Source organism: Ekhidna sp. (genome assembly GCF_963691765.1).
GTDB lineage: Bacteria > Bacteroidota > Bacteroidia > Cytophagales > Cyclobacteriaceae > Ekhidna.
Window position 1 is genome coordinate 3,106,534 of record NZ_OY829375.1, and the last position, 14,811, is coordinate 3,121,344.

A 14,811-nucleotide genomic window follows, 5' to 3' on the forward strand; every position below is an offset into this window, starting at 1 on the left:
ATAATATCAAATTTTATCAGCTAAGCATTTTATGTAGATCTATTAAGGTTCTTATACTTCGTCTGTAAAGTGCTTATCCGATTTATCGGAGGAAAATTTTTGTTTATTGTATTCTTCTGAACCACCCTTTGGTATGCTCAGAGATACCCAATCATTTCCCTTAATCATTTTAGCCAAAAATACAATTTGGCCTATGTGGTAGCAGTAATGAGCCAATTGACGCTGAATAGCATCAACTACGGTATGCCCTTCATTGCGAATGTAAATAATTTTGTCAAGGTCTTCGTCCTTCAAGCCTTTGATTGCATCTAGGAATACTTTCCATCCTTCTTCCCATTTTTCAAGCATTTCATCACGACTTTTGATGGTTGTTTCAAATTCACCCTCTCGATCTCTCCATTCTTTTTCACCATCCTCAGTTAAGAAATTAGTCCATCTGGAGCGCATATTGCCCCATAGATGTTTGACGATTATTGGAATGCTGTTTGATCCATCTCCAGGAACTAAATGTAATTCGTCATCTTCAAGCGAAGCAAAAGATTTTTCGCCCAGAGATTTGTAATAGTGTAGGACTTTGATTGTATTTTCAATCATATTAAAAATCAATAAAAGCTTGCGCTTGTTCTTTCAATAATTGAATGTACGATTCTTCTGTGATTTTACCGTCATTCATCATTCCATCGATTCGCATCAGTTTAGGTTTGAGAGCATGCACATGCATTCCCAAAAAATTAAATATATCTGTTAAATGACTCAAAGCCATTACTCCACCTTGAATTCCGGCAGAGAGTCCAACTAAAGCGCATTTCTTTCCTTTTAGGGTGTCAGGAAATTCAAGTGCATCGAGAAAGGTTTTCAAAACTCCCGGAAAGGACCCATTGTACTCAGGGACTATGAAGACATACTTCTGAGCTTTTTTCATATGTTCTCGAAGCGGATTAAATTTTTCGTTAGTCCCTTGATTTTCGTACAGAGCTGTTGCAATAAAATCTCCGGGTAGATCCTCAAGGTCGATGATTGTAGATTCAGTATCGAAATCGGCTAAGATTTTCTGATATTCAAGCGCAACCTGCTTTGAGACTGAATTTTTTCGATTTGTACCGCTAATGATTGTAATCATGTAAGGATTTTCTAAATCAAAATTGTAGATGTGGACGCATATAGAAATATTTGCCCGATAATTGCGTTTTCTGGTCTGACAACCAGACCGCAAATAAACATCAAACCTGTATAACCCTTAGAACGCTATATAGTTCAATGTCAATTATTGTAGATCAATTAACCAAAGTCTACGGAGCTCAGAAAGCACTAGACGCCATTTCCTTTGAGGCATCAAAAGGAAAGATTACTGGTTTTCTTGGTCCAAATGGGGCTGGTAAATCTACTACCATGAAAATAGCCACTGGCTATATTGGACATACTTCGGGTTCTGTTTTAGTAGACGGTGTTGATGTAGGCAGAGAGCCGCTGAAAGTAAAGCGTATTACCGGGTACTTGCCTGAGCACAATCCATTATATCTGGATATGTATGTAAAAGAGTATCTGAGATTTGTAGCTTCAGCTTATGGATTAAAAGAGACGCCGAAAAAGGTATCTGACATGATCGAGATGTGTGGATTGGAGCGTGAGCAGCACAAGAAAATAAGAGCATTGTCAAAGGGATACCGTCAACGCGTTGGTCTAGCTCAATCACTGATTCATGATCCCAGTGTACTCATCTTAGATGAGCCTACAAGTGGTTTGGATCCGAATCAATTGGTAGAGATACGAAAAGTGATCAAGGAAGCTAGCAAGGATAAAACCGTGATACTATCAACACATATCATGCAGGAGGTAGAAGCGCTATGCGATAAAGTGGTGATTATTAACAAAGGAAAAATTGTGGCAGATGATGAAGTTTCGAATTTGAAATCATTGAAATCTGAGGTTATTTCATACACAGTAGCGTTTGAAGAAGAAATAAATATTTCTTTATTCGAAGAGGCGAGTTTACAAATTGAAAAATTAGATAGAAATAGTTATCGAATTTCTTCTAAAGCGGATGCTCGAAAAGTAATCATGAAGATTGTGGGAGATCAGGAATTGCCTTTGATAAATATTACGAAGGAAGAGCAATCGTTGGAAGGAGTTTTTCAGGAATTGACGAAAGGGAAATGATAACGATTTTAAAGAAAGAAATAAACGAGTTCCTTGATTCCTTAATCGCATATGTGGTGATTGGAATTTTTCTTACGGGCATCGGTCTGCTTATGTGGGTTTTCCCAGATACTAACGTTCTTGACTATGGGTATGCCAGCATGGAGACCTTATTTTCTTTAGCGCCTTATGTATTCATGTTTTTGATTCCTGCCATCACCATGAAGGCTTTTGCTGAAGAGAAAAGAGGAGGGACTATAGAATTACTTTACACGCTTCCTTTCCGCGACATAGAGATAGTGGTAGGAAAGTTTCTAGCGGGGTTTTTACTCGTAATTTTCTCGATACTACCTACACTGATTTATTACTTTACTCTTTCGTACCTCGGAAATCCTGTAGGCAATATTGATTCTGCTGGGATTACTGGTTCTTATATTGGTTTAATTCTACTGGGAGGAATATTCACCTCAATAGGTGTGTTGTCATCAGCGTTGACTGGCAATCAGATTGTATCCTTTATTCTGGCAGCCTTTCTTTGTTTCACCTTCTATGCAGGATTTGATTCAATTGCATCTATCAACATTTGGTCTAATACCTCTTATATCATAGAACAAATTGGAATCTTATCTCATTACGAAACATTGAGTAAAGGTCTCGTGGATATGAGTGATGTCATCTATTTCTTCTCGATGATAGCACTTTTCCTTTACATAACTCGCATCATCTTAAACGTACAAAAAGGATGAGGGAGAATAGAAAATTAGTAATCCTTCAGACACTGGTTGTTCTACTTACTGTTTGGTTGGTGAATCAACTTGCAGACCGATACAGGGTCCAATTCGACCTTACTGAAGAGAAACGATATACGATTTCAGAGGCCACAAAGGAACTTTTAAGAACATTGGATGAACCGGTTTATTTTGAGGTTTATCTCGCTGGAGAATTACCATCCAATTTTGAGCGTTTTCAAAATTCAATTGGTGAGATGTTGGAGCAGTTTTCGATTGAGAGTGGCAACAAGGTTCAATATAAGTTTACTGATCCCGCTCAAGCTACGAATCTTCAAGCAAGAAATCAGTTCTACCAGTCGCTAATAGATAAAGGAATAGAGCCTTCGAATCTAAATTATAAAAATGCAGATGGCGATCGTATGGAAAAACTTCTGTTCCCAGGTGCCATAGTGTCAAAAGGGATGAATGAAATGAGCGTCAATCTCATCAATGGTAACAGTGCTGCTGGGGTAGACCTGGTTTTGAACCAAAGTATAGAAGGCTTGGAGTATGAGTTGGCTTCAACCATAGCCCAACTGATCGATGGCAGACCTAAAAGAGTGGCATACATCATGGGACATGGATCTCCTGATTCACTTGAAATTGCTGGATTTAGAAATGCGGTTTTAAGCAAGTTCGAACTCTACAATGTTTCGCTGGAAGGTAAAAGTGAATTATCAGGATATGATGCAGTGGTAATAGGAAAGCCTACACAAGTATTCTCTGAAAAAGAAAAATATTTGATTGATCAATACCTAATGCGTGGAGGTAATTTGATTTATTTCATTGATGCATTGAGTGTAAATATGGACAGTGCTTCTGGAGAAGGCACCGTAGCTATTCCTTACGAAACTAACTTGACGGATCAGCTATTTCGATATGGGGTTAGAGTTAATCCTAATTATGTTTTGGATGTAAATAGTGGTCAATTTCCGGTCGTTGCTGGAAATGTTGGTGACCAGCCTCAGATTCAAATGATACCGTGGCCGTTTTTCCCTCTGCTGACCAACTTTAGTAAGCATCCGTCTGTTAGAAACTTGGACGCAATATTGGGAAGATTCGTATCAGAAATTGATACGGTAAAAGCTGAAGGAATAACAAAAATTCCGTTGATTAATACCAGTCAGTATACCAAGCTCCTTGGGCCTCCGGTGCGAGTTGCATTCAATGATTTAAGAGATAAGTTACGACCGGAAAGATTTATAGATGGTCCGAAAACTGTGGGCTATTTGTTGGAAGGTAAGTTTAAATCCCTTTATGCCAATAGATTGGTTCCCAGAGGTTTTGATAAATCTAAGTTCATCAATAAAGGTGAAGAAGGGCGAGTAATTGTTATTGGCGATGGAGATATAATTAGAAATGACCTTGATCCTGAAACTGGTGAGCCATTAGGTCTTGGAGTAGAACCATTTACCAAAGCTACCTACGCGAATGAAGATTTTATCCTAAACATACTCGACTACATGGTTGATGATTCTGGATTGATAGAGACTCGTTTGAGAGAGGTGAAAATACGACCGCTAGACAGAGTAAAAGTACAGAAAGAGCGAACGAAGTGGCAAGTGATAAACCTAGTGACGCCAGTACTTCTGGTTTTATTAATTGGCGGGCTAAAGTGGTATTTAAGAAAAAATAAATTTGCTGGAAAATGAGTAAGACAGCAAAATATAGCATCGCTATTGCAGTTCTTTTAGCTGCCAATCTATGGTTGTTTCTGGGTTCTTCTTCGAGCTATCAAAAAACAGTGGAACGGTATTTTGATTCCTCAGACTTGGAAGGAGTTAGTGGCTTTGAATTCGTGTTTGGGACTGATACAGTCAGAATTACCTTGACCGGCGAAGGCTGGATTGTCAATGATACCTACAAGGCAGATCAGAACTTTGTGAATACATTGATTTCCGTTTTAGAACGTGTGGAAGTTGGAGGCGTTATTGAAAATTGGGACAGTAACGTTCTGGGCAAGGTTGAGGTGGAATTTGATTTTAACTCACGTTATCGATTCGATTTCGCCTCCAACCCCAATAAGACCAGATCATATTTTATCACAGAGAATGGTGCCAGGGAAGTATCAGTTCCTGGATACAGAGACAACGTTGTAGACATTTTCATGCTTCACCCTGATCAATGGAGAGATCGCTTAGTTTTTGATGGAAGTTGGAGGACCATTCAAAAACTTAAGGTTGAGAATAGTAAGGATGATGATTTTGAAATATCATTTGTTGATAAATTTTTCCTTGTCAATGGCGAACAACCCTCAGATAGTTCTGCTGTCGTAGATTATTTGAATCAATTTCAGCAGTTTCAAGCAAATGAGATGATATCTCCAGGACGGTTTGAAGAGTTAGATAGTATTTCTTCGACAGAACCATTTGCAATCGTTACTATCAATGACATAAAAAGCGATGATCCAATCAGATTGGAGGTCTTCGCGAGTAAGCCTGGCCAGTCCTATCACTTGGTGAAAGATCAAGATGGTCAAGGTATGGTAATAGGCGCAGGAAGGGTCAGACAAATTTTGTCAAATCCAGAGCGTCTTAACTGATCTCAATTCAACGGTTTATCACATTTTGTGATTAAATTAGCGACCCAATTTTTAAGGCAACTGCCTTAGCTCACTAAGCTTTACAATATATGAAATTTATAGTCTCATCTTCTTACCTATTAAAGCAGCTATCTGCAATTAATGGAGTAATCACTACAAACCCCGTAGTACCAATTCTTGAGAACTTTTTATTTGAAATAAGTGACGGAAATTTAACTGTTACTGCGTCGGATTTACAGACTAGCATGATCACTGAGCTTCAAGTGGAAGCGAAGGAAGATGGGAGCATTGCAATCCCTGCAAAGATCTTATTGGAAACATTGAGGAACCTTCCGGAGCAGCCGGTGACCTTCTCAATAGACAGTAATACGTACAGTATTGAGATTAACTCAGACAATGGTAGATATAAGTTAGCTGGAGAAAATGCAACAGATTTCCCTAAAATACCTACTGTTTCAGATGGATACGCTGTGAATATGTCTTCAGAAGTTCTGGGAAGAGCTATTAACAATACCATTTTCGCTACATCGAATGATGAGTTAAGACCTGCCATGACTGGTGTGTTTGTTAAACTTGATGAAACGAATGCAACATTTGTAGCAACAGATAGTCATCGATTGATTCGATACAGAAGAGTAGATGTTGCAGCGGATATGGGACATAGCATGATTATCCCTCGCAAAGCATTGACACTTTTGAAGGCAACACTGCCTTCAGAGCTGACCAATGTGAATGTTGAGTTTAATGCTTCAAACGCATTTTTTAATTTCAATCAGGTGAAGATGATTTGCCGATTAATTGATGAGCGGTTCCCTGATTATGAAAATGTAATTCCACTTGACAACAACAACAATGTGGTTGTCAAGAAGGATGAGCTTCTAAGCTCCCTTAAGCGAATTGCGATTTATGCGAATAAAACAACACACCAAGTAAGATTGAAAATTACTGGTAGCGAATTAATGATTTCTGCTGAAGATCTTGACTTCTCAAATGAGGCAAATGAGCGACTATCATGTGAGCATGATGGGGAGGATTTGGAAATCGGATTCAATGCTAAGTTCTTGGTAGAAATGCTTGGAAATATCGACTCTGATGATATTACAATAAAGCTTAGTGCTCCGAATAAAGCTGGTATCATCACGCCTCACGATAAGGATGATGAAGAAGATATTTTGATGTTAGTAATGCCTGTTATGCTTAATAATCAGGTTTAAAAACAATCGATAAATTAGAAATTAGTAAGTGACATTGAAAGGTGTCACTTTTTTTATTCCTCATTTTCAAGGTCTTTCACCATTTTTCTGACACGCTTGATCTTTCTTCCATAAATCAAATAGATCAATAAGTGGAAAATTCCGCCAACAGCGCCTAGTAATAGGGACCAGAGAATTATAACTATAGCCCATTGTTGAGCAGTTTGAAGGAGAGAAAGATTCGCTTCATTGGCTGGATCCATCAAACCATAGATAAAACCTACGATAAGTGAAATCCAAAAAACAACGTAGTAGTGAAGAATATAAAATCTTAAATATCCGTAAAGCTTCTTAAGGTTTTGTAAGACATTCCCATCATAGCTGAATTTCTTAATCTGCCTAATAAGGAATTGATAGTAAAAGAGATATACGAATGTGATTATAATGTAGAAGACGATTATTCCGAAAGAATCACCTCTACTATTCACATAAACAACCATGAATGGCAAAGAAACGAGCGTCAAAGAAAACTCTATCCAAAGGATAACTTTAATCCAATAGAGTGTGTTTTTAGTGCCTTTCCGCTCTAATTTATCAATGTGTAGCGAAGAAGGATCTTCTTTCGCTTTAGTTCTATTCCAGACTGACTTTATATCTAAATCCTCAGCCATTAATTATTTCTTTTAATTTATCCTTTAGCCTGTTCACCTTCACGCCAACGTTGCTGACTGTGATGCCCAGAATCTCACTCATCTCTTTATAGCTCTTATCCTCGAGATACAGCAGAATAATTGCCCGATCTGATTCCCTGAGCTTCTTTATACCCATGTATAATTTTTCAATCTGTTCCTTGTCAGGATCGTCTTCAATCGCAGAATCACTTTTCCATTCCAATGGGACGGTCTCCACCTTTCTTTTCATTCGTTTTGAATGAGAAAGACACACATTTAGCGTAACACGGTAAACCCATGTAGAAAGTTGTGAATTGCCTTTAAAGGACGTATGAGACCTCCAAAGTTGCAGCGTAACTTCCTGAACTAAATCCTTCAGTGATTCTTCATCTCGCGCATAAGCCCTGCTTATATGCATAATCAAGGCCATGTTTTCCTCTACATACGATTTGAAGAAGTCTTCTGACACGCAACTTTTGGTTAGTAACTAAATACCTCGATTTATTTCAATCTCGGGTTTATTTTTTTTTCGCGGCAGCTTTTTTACCACCTCTGCCTTTTTTCTCTGGAGCTTTTTCAGCCAATTCTTTGCACTGTTCGAATGTAAGTTCTTCAGGAACCATGTCTTTTGGAATCTTTACATTCTTCTTTCCAAACTTGATGTAAGGACCCCATCTTCCGTTCAAAACAGCAACTGTTTCATCTTCATCAAATGTCTTGATGTATTTGTTGGCGTCTGCTTCTCGCTTATCCAATATGAGTTGGATAGCTTCTTCCTCATTGATTGTCAGAGGATCTTGTTCCTTTTTGATTGAAACAAACTTACCATCATGACGAATATATGGTCCAAATCTTCCTACCGCCGCTACCATTGGTTTATCCTCAAAAGTTCCAACCTCTCTGGGTAGCTTAAAAAGTTCTAGTGCCTCTTCCAGATTGATAGTATCCATGAATTGGCCGTGCTTAAGACTGGCGTACTGAGGTTTTTCCTCCCCCTCTATTAGCTCACCTTTTTGAACGTAGGCGCCATATTTTCCATGACGTGCGTAGATCTTTTCGCCCGTTTTAGGATCTTCACCTATTTCTCTTACCTGATTGACAGAAGCTCGATCTAAATCAGCAGACTTTTCTACAGTTGAATGAAATCCTCCGTAGAATTTGTCAATCATTTTATTCCATTCTGTTTTACCCTGAGCTATATCATCAAATTGCTGTTCAACATCGGCGGTAAAATGATAGTCAATTACGTTAGGGAAGTGATCAACAAGAAAGTCATTCACAACCATTGCAGTATTGGTAGGGAAAAGCTTATTTTTTTCTGCTCCGGTCATCTCAGTGACTTCCTCACGCTTTATTTCTCCATCTTTCAGCCTGCATTCAATTGAGATTCGTTCATGACCTTCTCTAGCATCTTTCTCAACATAATTTCTTTTTTGAACTGTAGAAATGGTAGGTGCATAAGTTGAAGGTCTGCCTATACCCATTTCTTCTAGTTTCTTCACCAAGCTGGCTTCTGTATAACGTGGTGGATGTCGTGTAAATCCTTGTTTAGATAAAATCTGCTTTAAATCGAGTGATTGTCCTACACTAAGAGGAGGGAGCATATTGGTGTTTTCCTCTTCTCCTTCATCGTCTGTGGATTCTATATATACTTTTAAGAAACCTTCAAACTTCACAACTTCACCTTTAGCAACTAATTTTTCATCAGTTGTCGAAATTCCTATTGTAGCAGTTGTCTTCTCTAATTGGGCATCGGACATCTGCGATGCAATTGCTCGTTTCCAAATCAGATCATAAAGTCTGTGCTCAGCATCATCTTTTCCAGCAGACTGTACCCCAAAGTTTGTAGGTCTAATTGCTTCGTGAGCTTCTTGCGCTCCGGAGTTTTTTGTTTTGAAAACCCTACGATTAGCATACTCCTCTCCGTAGTTAGCATTGATCGCTGATGCAGCACCATTCAATGCTTCATCAGATAGATTTACGGAATCCGTTCTCATGTATGAGATCTTACCAGCTTCATATAGCTTTTGAGCCACAGACATAGTTCTGGCAACAGAATAACCAAGCTTTCTACTTGCTTCTTGTTGCAATGTTGATGTAGTAAATGGAGGTGCTGGTGATTTTTTTGCAGGCTTCGTTTCTAAATTCTCAATCGAAAAACCTGCTCCATTACATTTCTGAAGAAAGCTCATTGCGTCATCTTCAGTCTTAAATTTTTTAGGTAATTCTGCTTTTAAAATTTTGCCGCCACCAAGATTAAACTCTGCGGTTATCCTAAAAGAAGACTCAGGAGTGAACTTGGCAATTTCGCGTTCTCTTTCTACCACCAAACGTACAGCAACTGATTGAACTCTTCCGGCAGATAATCCGCCTTTAATTTTTTTCCATAAGATTGGAGAAAGCTCAAAACCCACCAAACGATCAAGTATTCTTCGTGCCTGTTGAGCGTTAACTAAATCAATATCTATACCTCTCGGGTTTTGTATTGCATTCTTAATGGCATTTTTGGTTATCTCTCTGAATACAATTCTTTGAGTTTTTGCATTATCCAGATTTAATGCTTCAGAAAGGTGCCAAGAAATTGCTTCTCCTTCACGGTCATCATCCGATGCAAGGAATATGGTCTCTGCGTCTTTTGCTAGTTTTTTGAGTTCTTTAACTACATCTTTCTTGTCTTTTGACACTTCATAAGTAGGCGCAAATCCATTCTCAATATCTATAGCTGAATCATCCTTAGGAAGGTCACGAACGTGTCCATATGATGATTTTACCTCATAATCTTTACCTAGATATCCTTCGATTGTTTTTGCCTTGGCAGGCGACTCTACGATGACGAGATTTTTCCCCATGATGAATTTTTAATAATAAAATGTAGTGAGCGAAATTCGTTTCAGCGCGTAAACATAACACGACAAATTAAATCCTGTTCAACACAAAATTGAAAAAAACTTAATTAACCGGATTTGTTTCTGCGGTTTTTCATGCTTTATATTTATATCAACCAACCTTACCAATGAGTAGAAAAATCTACCTAATCCGCCATTCGTATGCCGAAGATTCTCGGGGTAAAAGAGATTTTGATCGACAGCTAACACTTGAAGGTCAGAGTACTATTCGAGCTTTGGGACGCCATCTAATAAATCAAAATTTCAATCCAGACATTATTCTATGCAGTAGTTCGGTTAGAACTACAGAGACTGCAGTCAATTTGATTGAAGAGCTTGAGATGAATGAAGGTGTTGTAGAGTATAAGGATGTGATATACAATGCGTCGGTAAGAGAGATGCTTGAAGTATTGAATAATGTTCCGAATAATTACAAGTCTGTCGCAATCATTGGTCATAACCCAACCATTACATTTTTTGGAGAATACCTGTCGGGTTCAATTATTGGAAATATGGAACCAGCAGGAATTGTTACAATTAAATTGGAAAAACTTAAGTGGAATGAAGTTTCGCAGGGAACCGGTATTTTCGAAGGATATTATCATCCAAATCACTGATGTACAATCCAAGCGACGTAGGAAAGAAAGGCAATATTTTTGGATTGCCGTACACGCTCGAAGAAGCTGATTTAATATTAATCCCAGTTCATTTAGATGTCACAGTTTCATATGGACAAGGAACTTCTTTGGCTCCCAAGATGATTAAGCAAGAATCATCCCAACTGGATTTGTCGCTTTTATCCATTGAAAAGCCGTGGGAATTGAAAATGGCCATGTACGATAGGATTGTAAAGTCTAGTAAAAATGAAATTCATAGAGGAAGAGCGTTGAACGTAATCAATGCCTTGGAAGCGGGGAAGGAACCGGAACTCGAACAGGTTGAATATGTAAATGAGTTTTGCGAATCCATTCACAATGAAGTCGAAGAGTTAGTTACTTCACTAATTAAGCTTGATAAGAAAGTAGCAGTTATTGGTGGTGATCATTCTTCGCCATTGGGTCTTATACGTGCGTTGAGTAAGCATATGAACTTTGGAATACTTCAAATAGATGCCCATATGGATTTAAGAGATCGATATGAGGGGTTTGAGTATTCTCATGCCAGTATCATGAATAATGCCTTAAAGGAAGAGGGGGTTAAATCATTGACTCAGGTTGGAATTCGAGATTTTTGTGAGGAAGAGGAGATTTACATCTCCAATTCTAGCAAGCCAATTCATGTATTCTACGATGAAGAGGTATTCAATCGAAAGCTGGAAGGTCTGAATTGGAAAGAGCAGGTAACCGCAATCGTTGATACACTACCCGAAAATGTATACGTAAGTTTCGATGTAGATGGATTGGATCCTGCATTATGTCCAAACACAGGAACACCAGTAGCAGGTGGCTTGAAATTCAATGAAGCCATCTACTTATTGGAAAGAGTTGTTAGATCCGGGAGAAAAATTATCGGATTTGACGTATGCGAAACAGGAAATGATGCTTGGGATGCAAATGTGTCTTCAAGAATTATCTATCGCTTAGCAGCACTTACCGGAGTATCTAATAGTCTACTTAGTTTTAGATAATTCATCAAGTAATTGATTGAACTTAGATGTGTTGTATTTAGCCATGCCATGATTCTCAATCTTCACAAAACCATTCTTATCCATTACATAGGTAGTTGGTATTGAATGTGTATCATAAGAATCTGGAAGCCTCGATCTAAGGAAGTAGACAGGAAAATCAAACCCTTTGCGACTTATAAACTCTTTAGCTTTGGCTTCATCTTGATCTAAGGAGATCATTGCAAATCGTACATCTTCTTTTTGTTTTTCATATAGGCTTTGAATATCAGGCATTTCTGCTATGCAGGGGGGACACCATGTAGCCCAGAAATTTACGAAAACCACATCACCTTCAAATTCTGTAAACGAAACCTGTTTCCCTTCGAAATCTTCAAGTAGATAATTGTATGAAGCAATTTTTGTTTCTTCAACTTCATTTGGACTTAAAATTCCAGTCGTTAAAACTACTTGTTGAATTCTACCTACTACTTCTGTATGCCAACCCCCAAAATAGATGATGCCAATTACAGTTAGGAGGATTATCCATTCTATGAGCTCCTTTCGCACTTTTTTCTTCATTACCACATAATACGTAGTTTGCCTTCAAATAATTCATCTCATGGGCGACATTATCATCATCATCATATTTTTATAATCTCACTTAGTATTTTTATAAATTAGCACTACCATAAAATCATCCCGATGAAGATAAAGTCAACAGCTACCCTACTTTTTTTCTTAGTCATTTTTAGCACAGAAGCCCAAAAAATCAAATACAAGGATTTATATCCTGTACTTGCTGCAAAAAACTATGAGGAAGGAGGACCGAAGTTAATTCAATTCCTATCTGACCCTAAAAATCAAGAAGAACCAAATGCCAACCTTCAAATGGCGCTTTGGTTGGAGAGTAGATTTCTTGCATATGATGTTGTAGATGATTCAACTAATGTTTACCAGGTTGGAGATTCCGCAATCTTTTACATGGAAAAAGCCAAAGGGCTTATCACGGAAAAAGAATTGAAAAAGAAGGATGAATACTATCAGTCTTTCTTCAGGAGAGATTTACGCACGGGAGAGTTTGGGATAAAAGTTTCTGATGTTCACTTAGATATTGAGAAAAAGGTAGAAGCTATTGAAAGCAGAATCGCGAATGTTAAAGAAATGCATAAAATGATCGGTAAAGTGGAGGAAAGTCAGATGGCTGCGATGGAAGCATATAAGACTTTAACTTCTCAATTTACTGTTTACAACAACCTGTTAATTGCAGCTGATGATGAAGTTCAGGCTTCGATATCTACAATTGAGGAAAATGGAGGGGCTAGTATTGAAAATGCAAAAGTTGTAAAAGAATTGGCTACAAAACTTAAATCTGATAAGTACAACGGCGACCCTACTTTAAAGCCAATAGAACAATTCGGAATTGATGGACTGACACCTTTGGGAAGTGGATCCGGGACAATTGAACTTTGGGATTATGAATCTTGGGCAAGCGCTGCAAGATCTGAGATTTTGGGAGGTGTTGCGCTTTTCAAAGCAATGATTACGAACTACTCGGAGGAACTAAGAGATAAGAAGGCAAAAGTTAGCAATAGTCAGAATGCTGAAATTGGCGAATTTTCTGAGAGCCTGAAAGATCAATTTAAAAAATATGACCCTGAGTCTACTGTTGAGAAGTTACTCAAAGTTGAAATGTATGAGGCACGTGTGATAAAGAAAGTGGATCTTCAATTAAATCGTGCGTTAATGGATTCCTCATTAATCGGATCTCAATTGGAGATATATGAGGCAGCTTTTGCGGATGCCAAAGAACTCAATCTTATTGTAGAATCGATCTCGACTGAAGATCTTGAGTTGGCTAAAAAAAAATATACAGACTATATAGAAAGCTTCTTTCAGAAATATGTTACTGCATCTAAGTATGTGTTGGATATGCAGAAGTGGTCCAGAAGACAAGTCGAATGGCTTGGAAACTCTGTAGATTATTGGACTCAAAGAAATCGTTGGGGTCTAGATGCTGAAAATGAAGAAGTAAAGTATCCGTTATTTGTTCAAGATGCTCCAGAGGGAGGGTTTATGACAATGAATGTGCCTATTAAGACACCTCAAGAAGTAGTTGCATATGGTGCTGATCTGAATACAAAAAAAGGTTTTGTAGCATCATTTGGTGCAGACAGAGTAACCAAATGGAAACTTGAATTTGATTTACCAGGCACTGAAGTTATCAACTATGTGAGTGACTCAATACCTACAATTGCAGGATCTAATAGCTTTTATGTTTACAACGCCTCCATCCAAGAAAACAATTTTGTAGTTGTTAGCTACACCCCAAGTGGACAACTAAACTGGGGTACTGTAGTAACGATCAATAAAGAACCTGTAGGTTTTAAGTTTGATGACTTAACTCAAGAGTTAACCATTTTACTATATCCAGAGGAGCAACTGCCTTTGGATTCAGATGAATTAGGATACGTGGTGATTGATAGGACGGGGAATGCGAGGTAGGCTGCTAGCAATAATTTTACTCTTTTCCATCATTTCATGCTCAGAGGAAACCTTACCTGACGGTATATATGATTATCAGGTAGAACGTTTGTTGAGTGGTGAATTGGGGAATAAAACCTGGTCTCAGATAATCAACACCACTAATTGTGCGGATTCATTAAAGCTCACATTTGAATTAATACCGGACAATACTGATGATTCGCTTGATATTTCTATGGTGTCAGGGTGTTTTGGCGCTTTGACTACAACTTATGTGGGGAGAGCAAGTGCCTCCGTTAGAGGTACAGTTCTATTTTCAGATTCCTTGATCTTTTCAAACGGTGATTTTTGGATAGTAGATCAAGTTACTTCAGAGCGGTTTCGTTTTTCATTGAACGATCAAACCCTCAATTATTCTTCATCTGATTAAGTTAAAATAGGGTTTGATTAATCATATCACCTATATCTAGATTAGTATAATTGACAAAATTTCTAAGAATCAAATCTCCTTTAAACAACTTTTCTAA

15 protein-coding genes are annotated in these 14,811 nt (G+C 38.0%); 9 read left to right on the forward strand and 6 right to left on the reverse strand.

Going from position 1 to position 14,811, the window contains the following annotated elements:
* Positions 1–51 precede the first annotated feature (51 nt).
* Positions 52–594, reverse strand: a complete 543-nt coding sequence (locus tag ACY650_RS14110) for a DUF1572 family protein (protein WP_462248281.1) — start codon at positions 592–594, stop codon at positions 52–54.
* 1 nt (position 595) lies between these two features.
* Positions 596–1,120: an NADPH-dependent FMN reductase gene (locus ACY650_RS14115; RefSeq protein WP_462248282.1), complete on the reverse strand. Its 525-nt coding sequence runs from the start codon at positions 1,118–1,120 to the stop codon at positions 596–598.
* Positions 1,121–1,257: 137 nt separating this feature from the next.
* On the opposite strand from ACY650_RS14115, the gene gldA reads away from it, so the two are divergent.
* The 5 genes from gldA (at position 1,258) to dnaN (ending at position 6,662) form a co-directional block, all read left to right on the forward strand.
* Complete coding sequence (gene gldA / locus ACY650_RS14120) at positions 1,258–2,157, forward strand: gliding motility-associated ABC transporter ATP-binding subunit GldA (RefSeq protein WP_462248283.1); 900 nt, start codon at positions 1,258–1,260, stop codon at positions 2,155–2,157.
* Positions 2,154–2,882, forward strand: coding sequence for a gliding motility-associated ABC transporter permease subunit GldF (gene gldF, locus ACY650_RS14125; protein ID WP_462248284.1), 729 nt, complete (start codon positions 2,154–2,156; stop codon positions 2,880–2,882). The genes gldA and gldF overlap by 4 nt, the downstream gene beginning before the upstream one ends.
* Positions 2,879–4,558 (forward strand): gliding motility-associated ABC transporter substrate-binding protein GldG, encoded by a 1,680-nt coding sequence (gldG, locus tag ACY650_RS14130; RefSeq protein ID WP_462248285.1) that lies wholly within the window; start codon positions 2,879–2,881, stop codon positions 4,556–4,558. Before gldF ends, gldG begins: the two co-directional genes overlap by 4 nt.
* The gene (locus ACY650_RS14135; RefSeq protein ID WP_462248286.1) at positions 4,555–5,448 is read left to right on the forward strand and encodes a hypothetical protein; all 894 of its coding nucleotides are present in this window, start codon (positions 4,555–4,557) and stop codon (positions 5,446–5,448) included. The genes gldG and ACY650_RS14135 overlap by 4 nt, the downstream gene beginning before the upstream one ends.
* 89 nt (positions 5,449–5,537) lie before the next feature.
* Complete coding sequence (gene dnaN / locus ACY650_RS14140; RefSeq protein WP_462248287.1) at positions 5,538–6,662, forward strand: DNA polymerase III subunit beta; 1,125 nt, start codon at positions 5,538–5,540, stop codon at positions 6,660–6,662.
* Between the two features lie 53 nt (positions 6,663–6,715).
* Here the strand turns inward: dnaN and ACY650_RS14145 are convergent, their stop codons facing one another.
* From ACY650_RS14145 to topA, 3 genes are read right to left on the reverse strand one after another with little or no spacing between them, the layout of a single operon-like run.
* A complete protein-coding gene (locus tag ACY650_RS14145; protein ID WP_462248288.1) occupies positions 6,716–7,312 on the reverse strand; it encodes a hypothetical protein in 597 nt (198 codons plus the stop codon).
* Positions 7,305–7,781, reverse strand: a complete 477-nt coding sequence (locus ACY650_RS14150; RefSeq protein WP_462248289.1) for an RNA polymerase sigma factor — start codon at positions 7,779–7,781, stop codon at positions 7,305–7,307. Before ACY650_RS14150 ends, ACY650_RS14145 begins: the two co-directional genes overlap by 8 nt.
* 49 nt (positions 7,782–7,830) lie before the next feature.
* Positions 7,831–10,161, reverse strand: coding sequence for a type I DNA topoisomerase (gene topA, locus ACY650_RS14155; RefSeq protein ID WP_462248290.1), 2,331 nt, complete (start codon positions 10,159–10,161; stop codon positions 7,831–7,833).
* Between the two features lie 164 nt (positions 10,162–10,325).
* On the opposite strand from topA, the gene ACY650_RS14160 reads away from it, so the two are divergent.
* Both ACY650_RS14160 and ACY650_RS14165 read left to right on the forward strand, forming a co-directional pair.
* Complete coding sequence (locus ACY650_RS14160) at positions 10,326–10,814, forward strand: SixA phosphatase family protein (RefSeq protein ID WP_462248291.1); 489 nt, start codon at positions 10,326–10,328, stop codon at positions 10,812–10,814.
* Entirely contained in the window at positions 10,814–11,824 is a 1,011-nt protein-coding gene (locus tag ACY650_RS14165; RefSeq protein ID WP_462248292.1) for an arginase family protein, read from the forward strand. Before ACY650_RS14160 ends, ACY650_RS14165 begins: the two co-directional genes overlap by 1 nt.
* On the opposite strand, the gene ACY650_RS14170 is transcribed toward ACY650_RS14165, so the two are convergent.
* A complete protein-coding gene (locus ACY650_RS14170) occupies positions 11,807–12,382 on the reverse strand; it encodes a TlpA family protein disulfide reductase (RefSeq protein ID WP_462248293.1) in 576 nt (191 codons plus the stop codon). The two genes, ACY650_RS14165 and ACY650_RS14170, sit on opposite strands and share 18 nt — an antisense overlap.
* 123 nt (positions 12,383–12,505) lie before the next feature.
* On the opposite strand from ACY650_RS14170, the gene ACY650_RS14175 reads away from it, so the two are divergent.
* On the forward strand, positions 12,506–14,305 hold the full coding sequence (locus ACY650_RS14175) for a hypothetical protein (RefSeq protein ID WP_462248294.1): 1,800 nt from the start codon (positions 12,506–12,508) through the stop codon (positions 14,303–14,305).
* Positions 14,295–14,714: a hypothetical protein gene (locus tag ACY650_RS14180; RefSeq protein ID WP_462248295.1), complete on the forward strand. Its 420-nt coding sequence runs from the start codon at positions 14,295–14,297 to the stop codon at positions 14,712–14,714. Before ACY650_RS14175 ends, ACY650_RS14180 begins: the two co-directional genes overlap by 11 nt.
* The last annotated feature ends 97 nt before the right edge of the window (positions 14,715–14,811 follow it).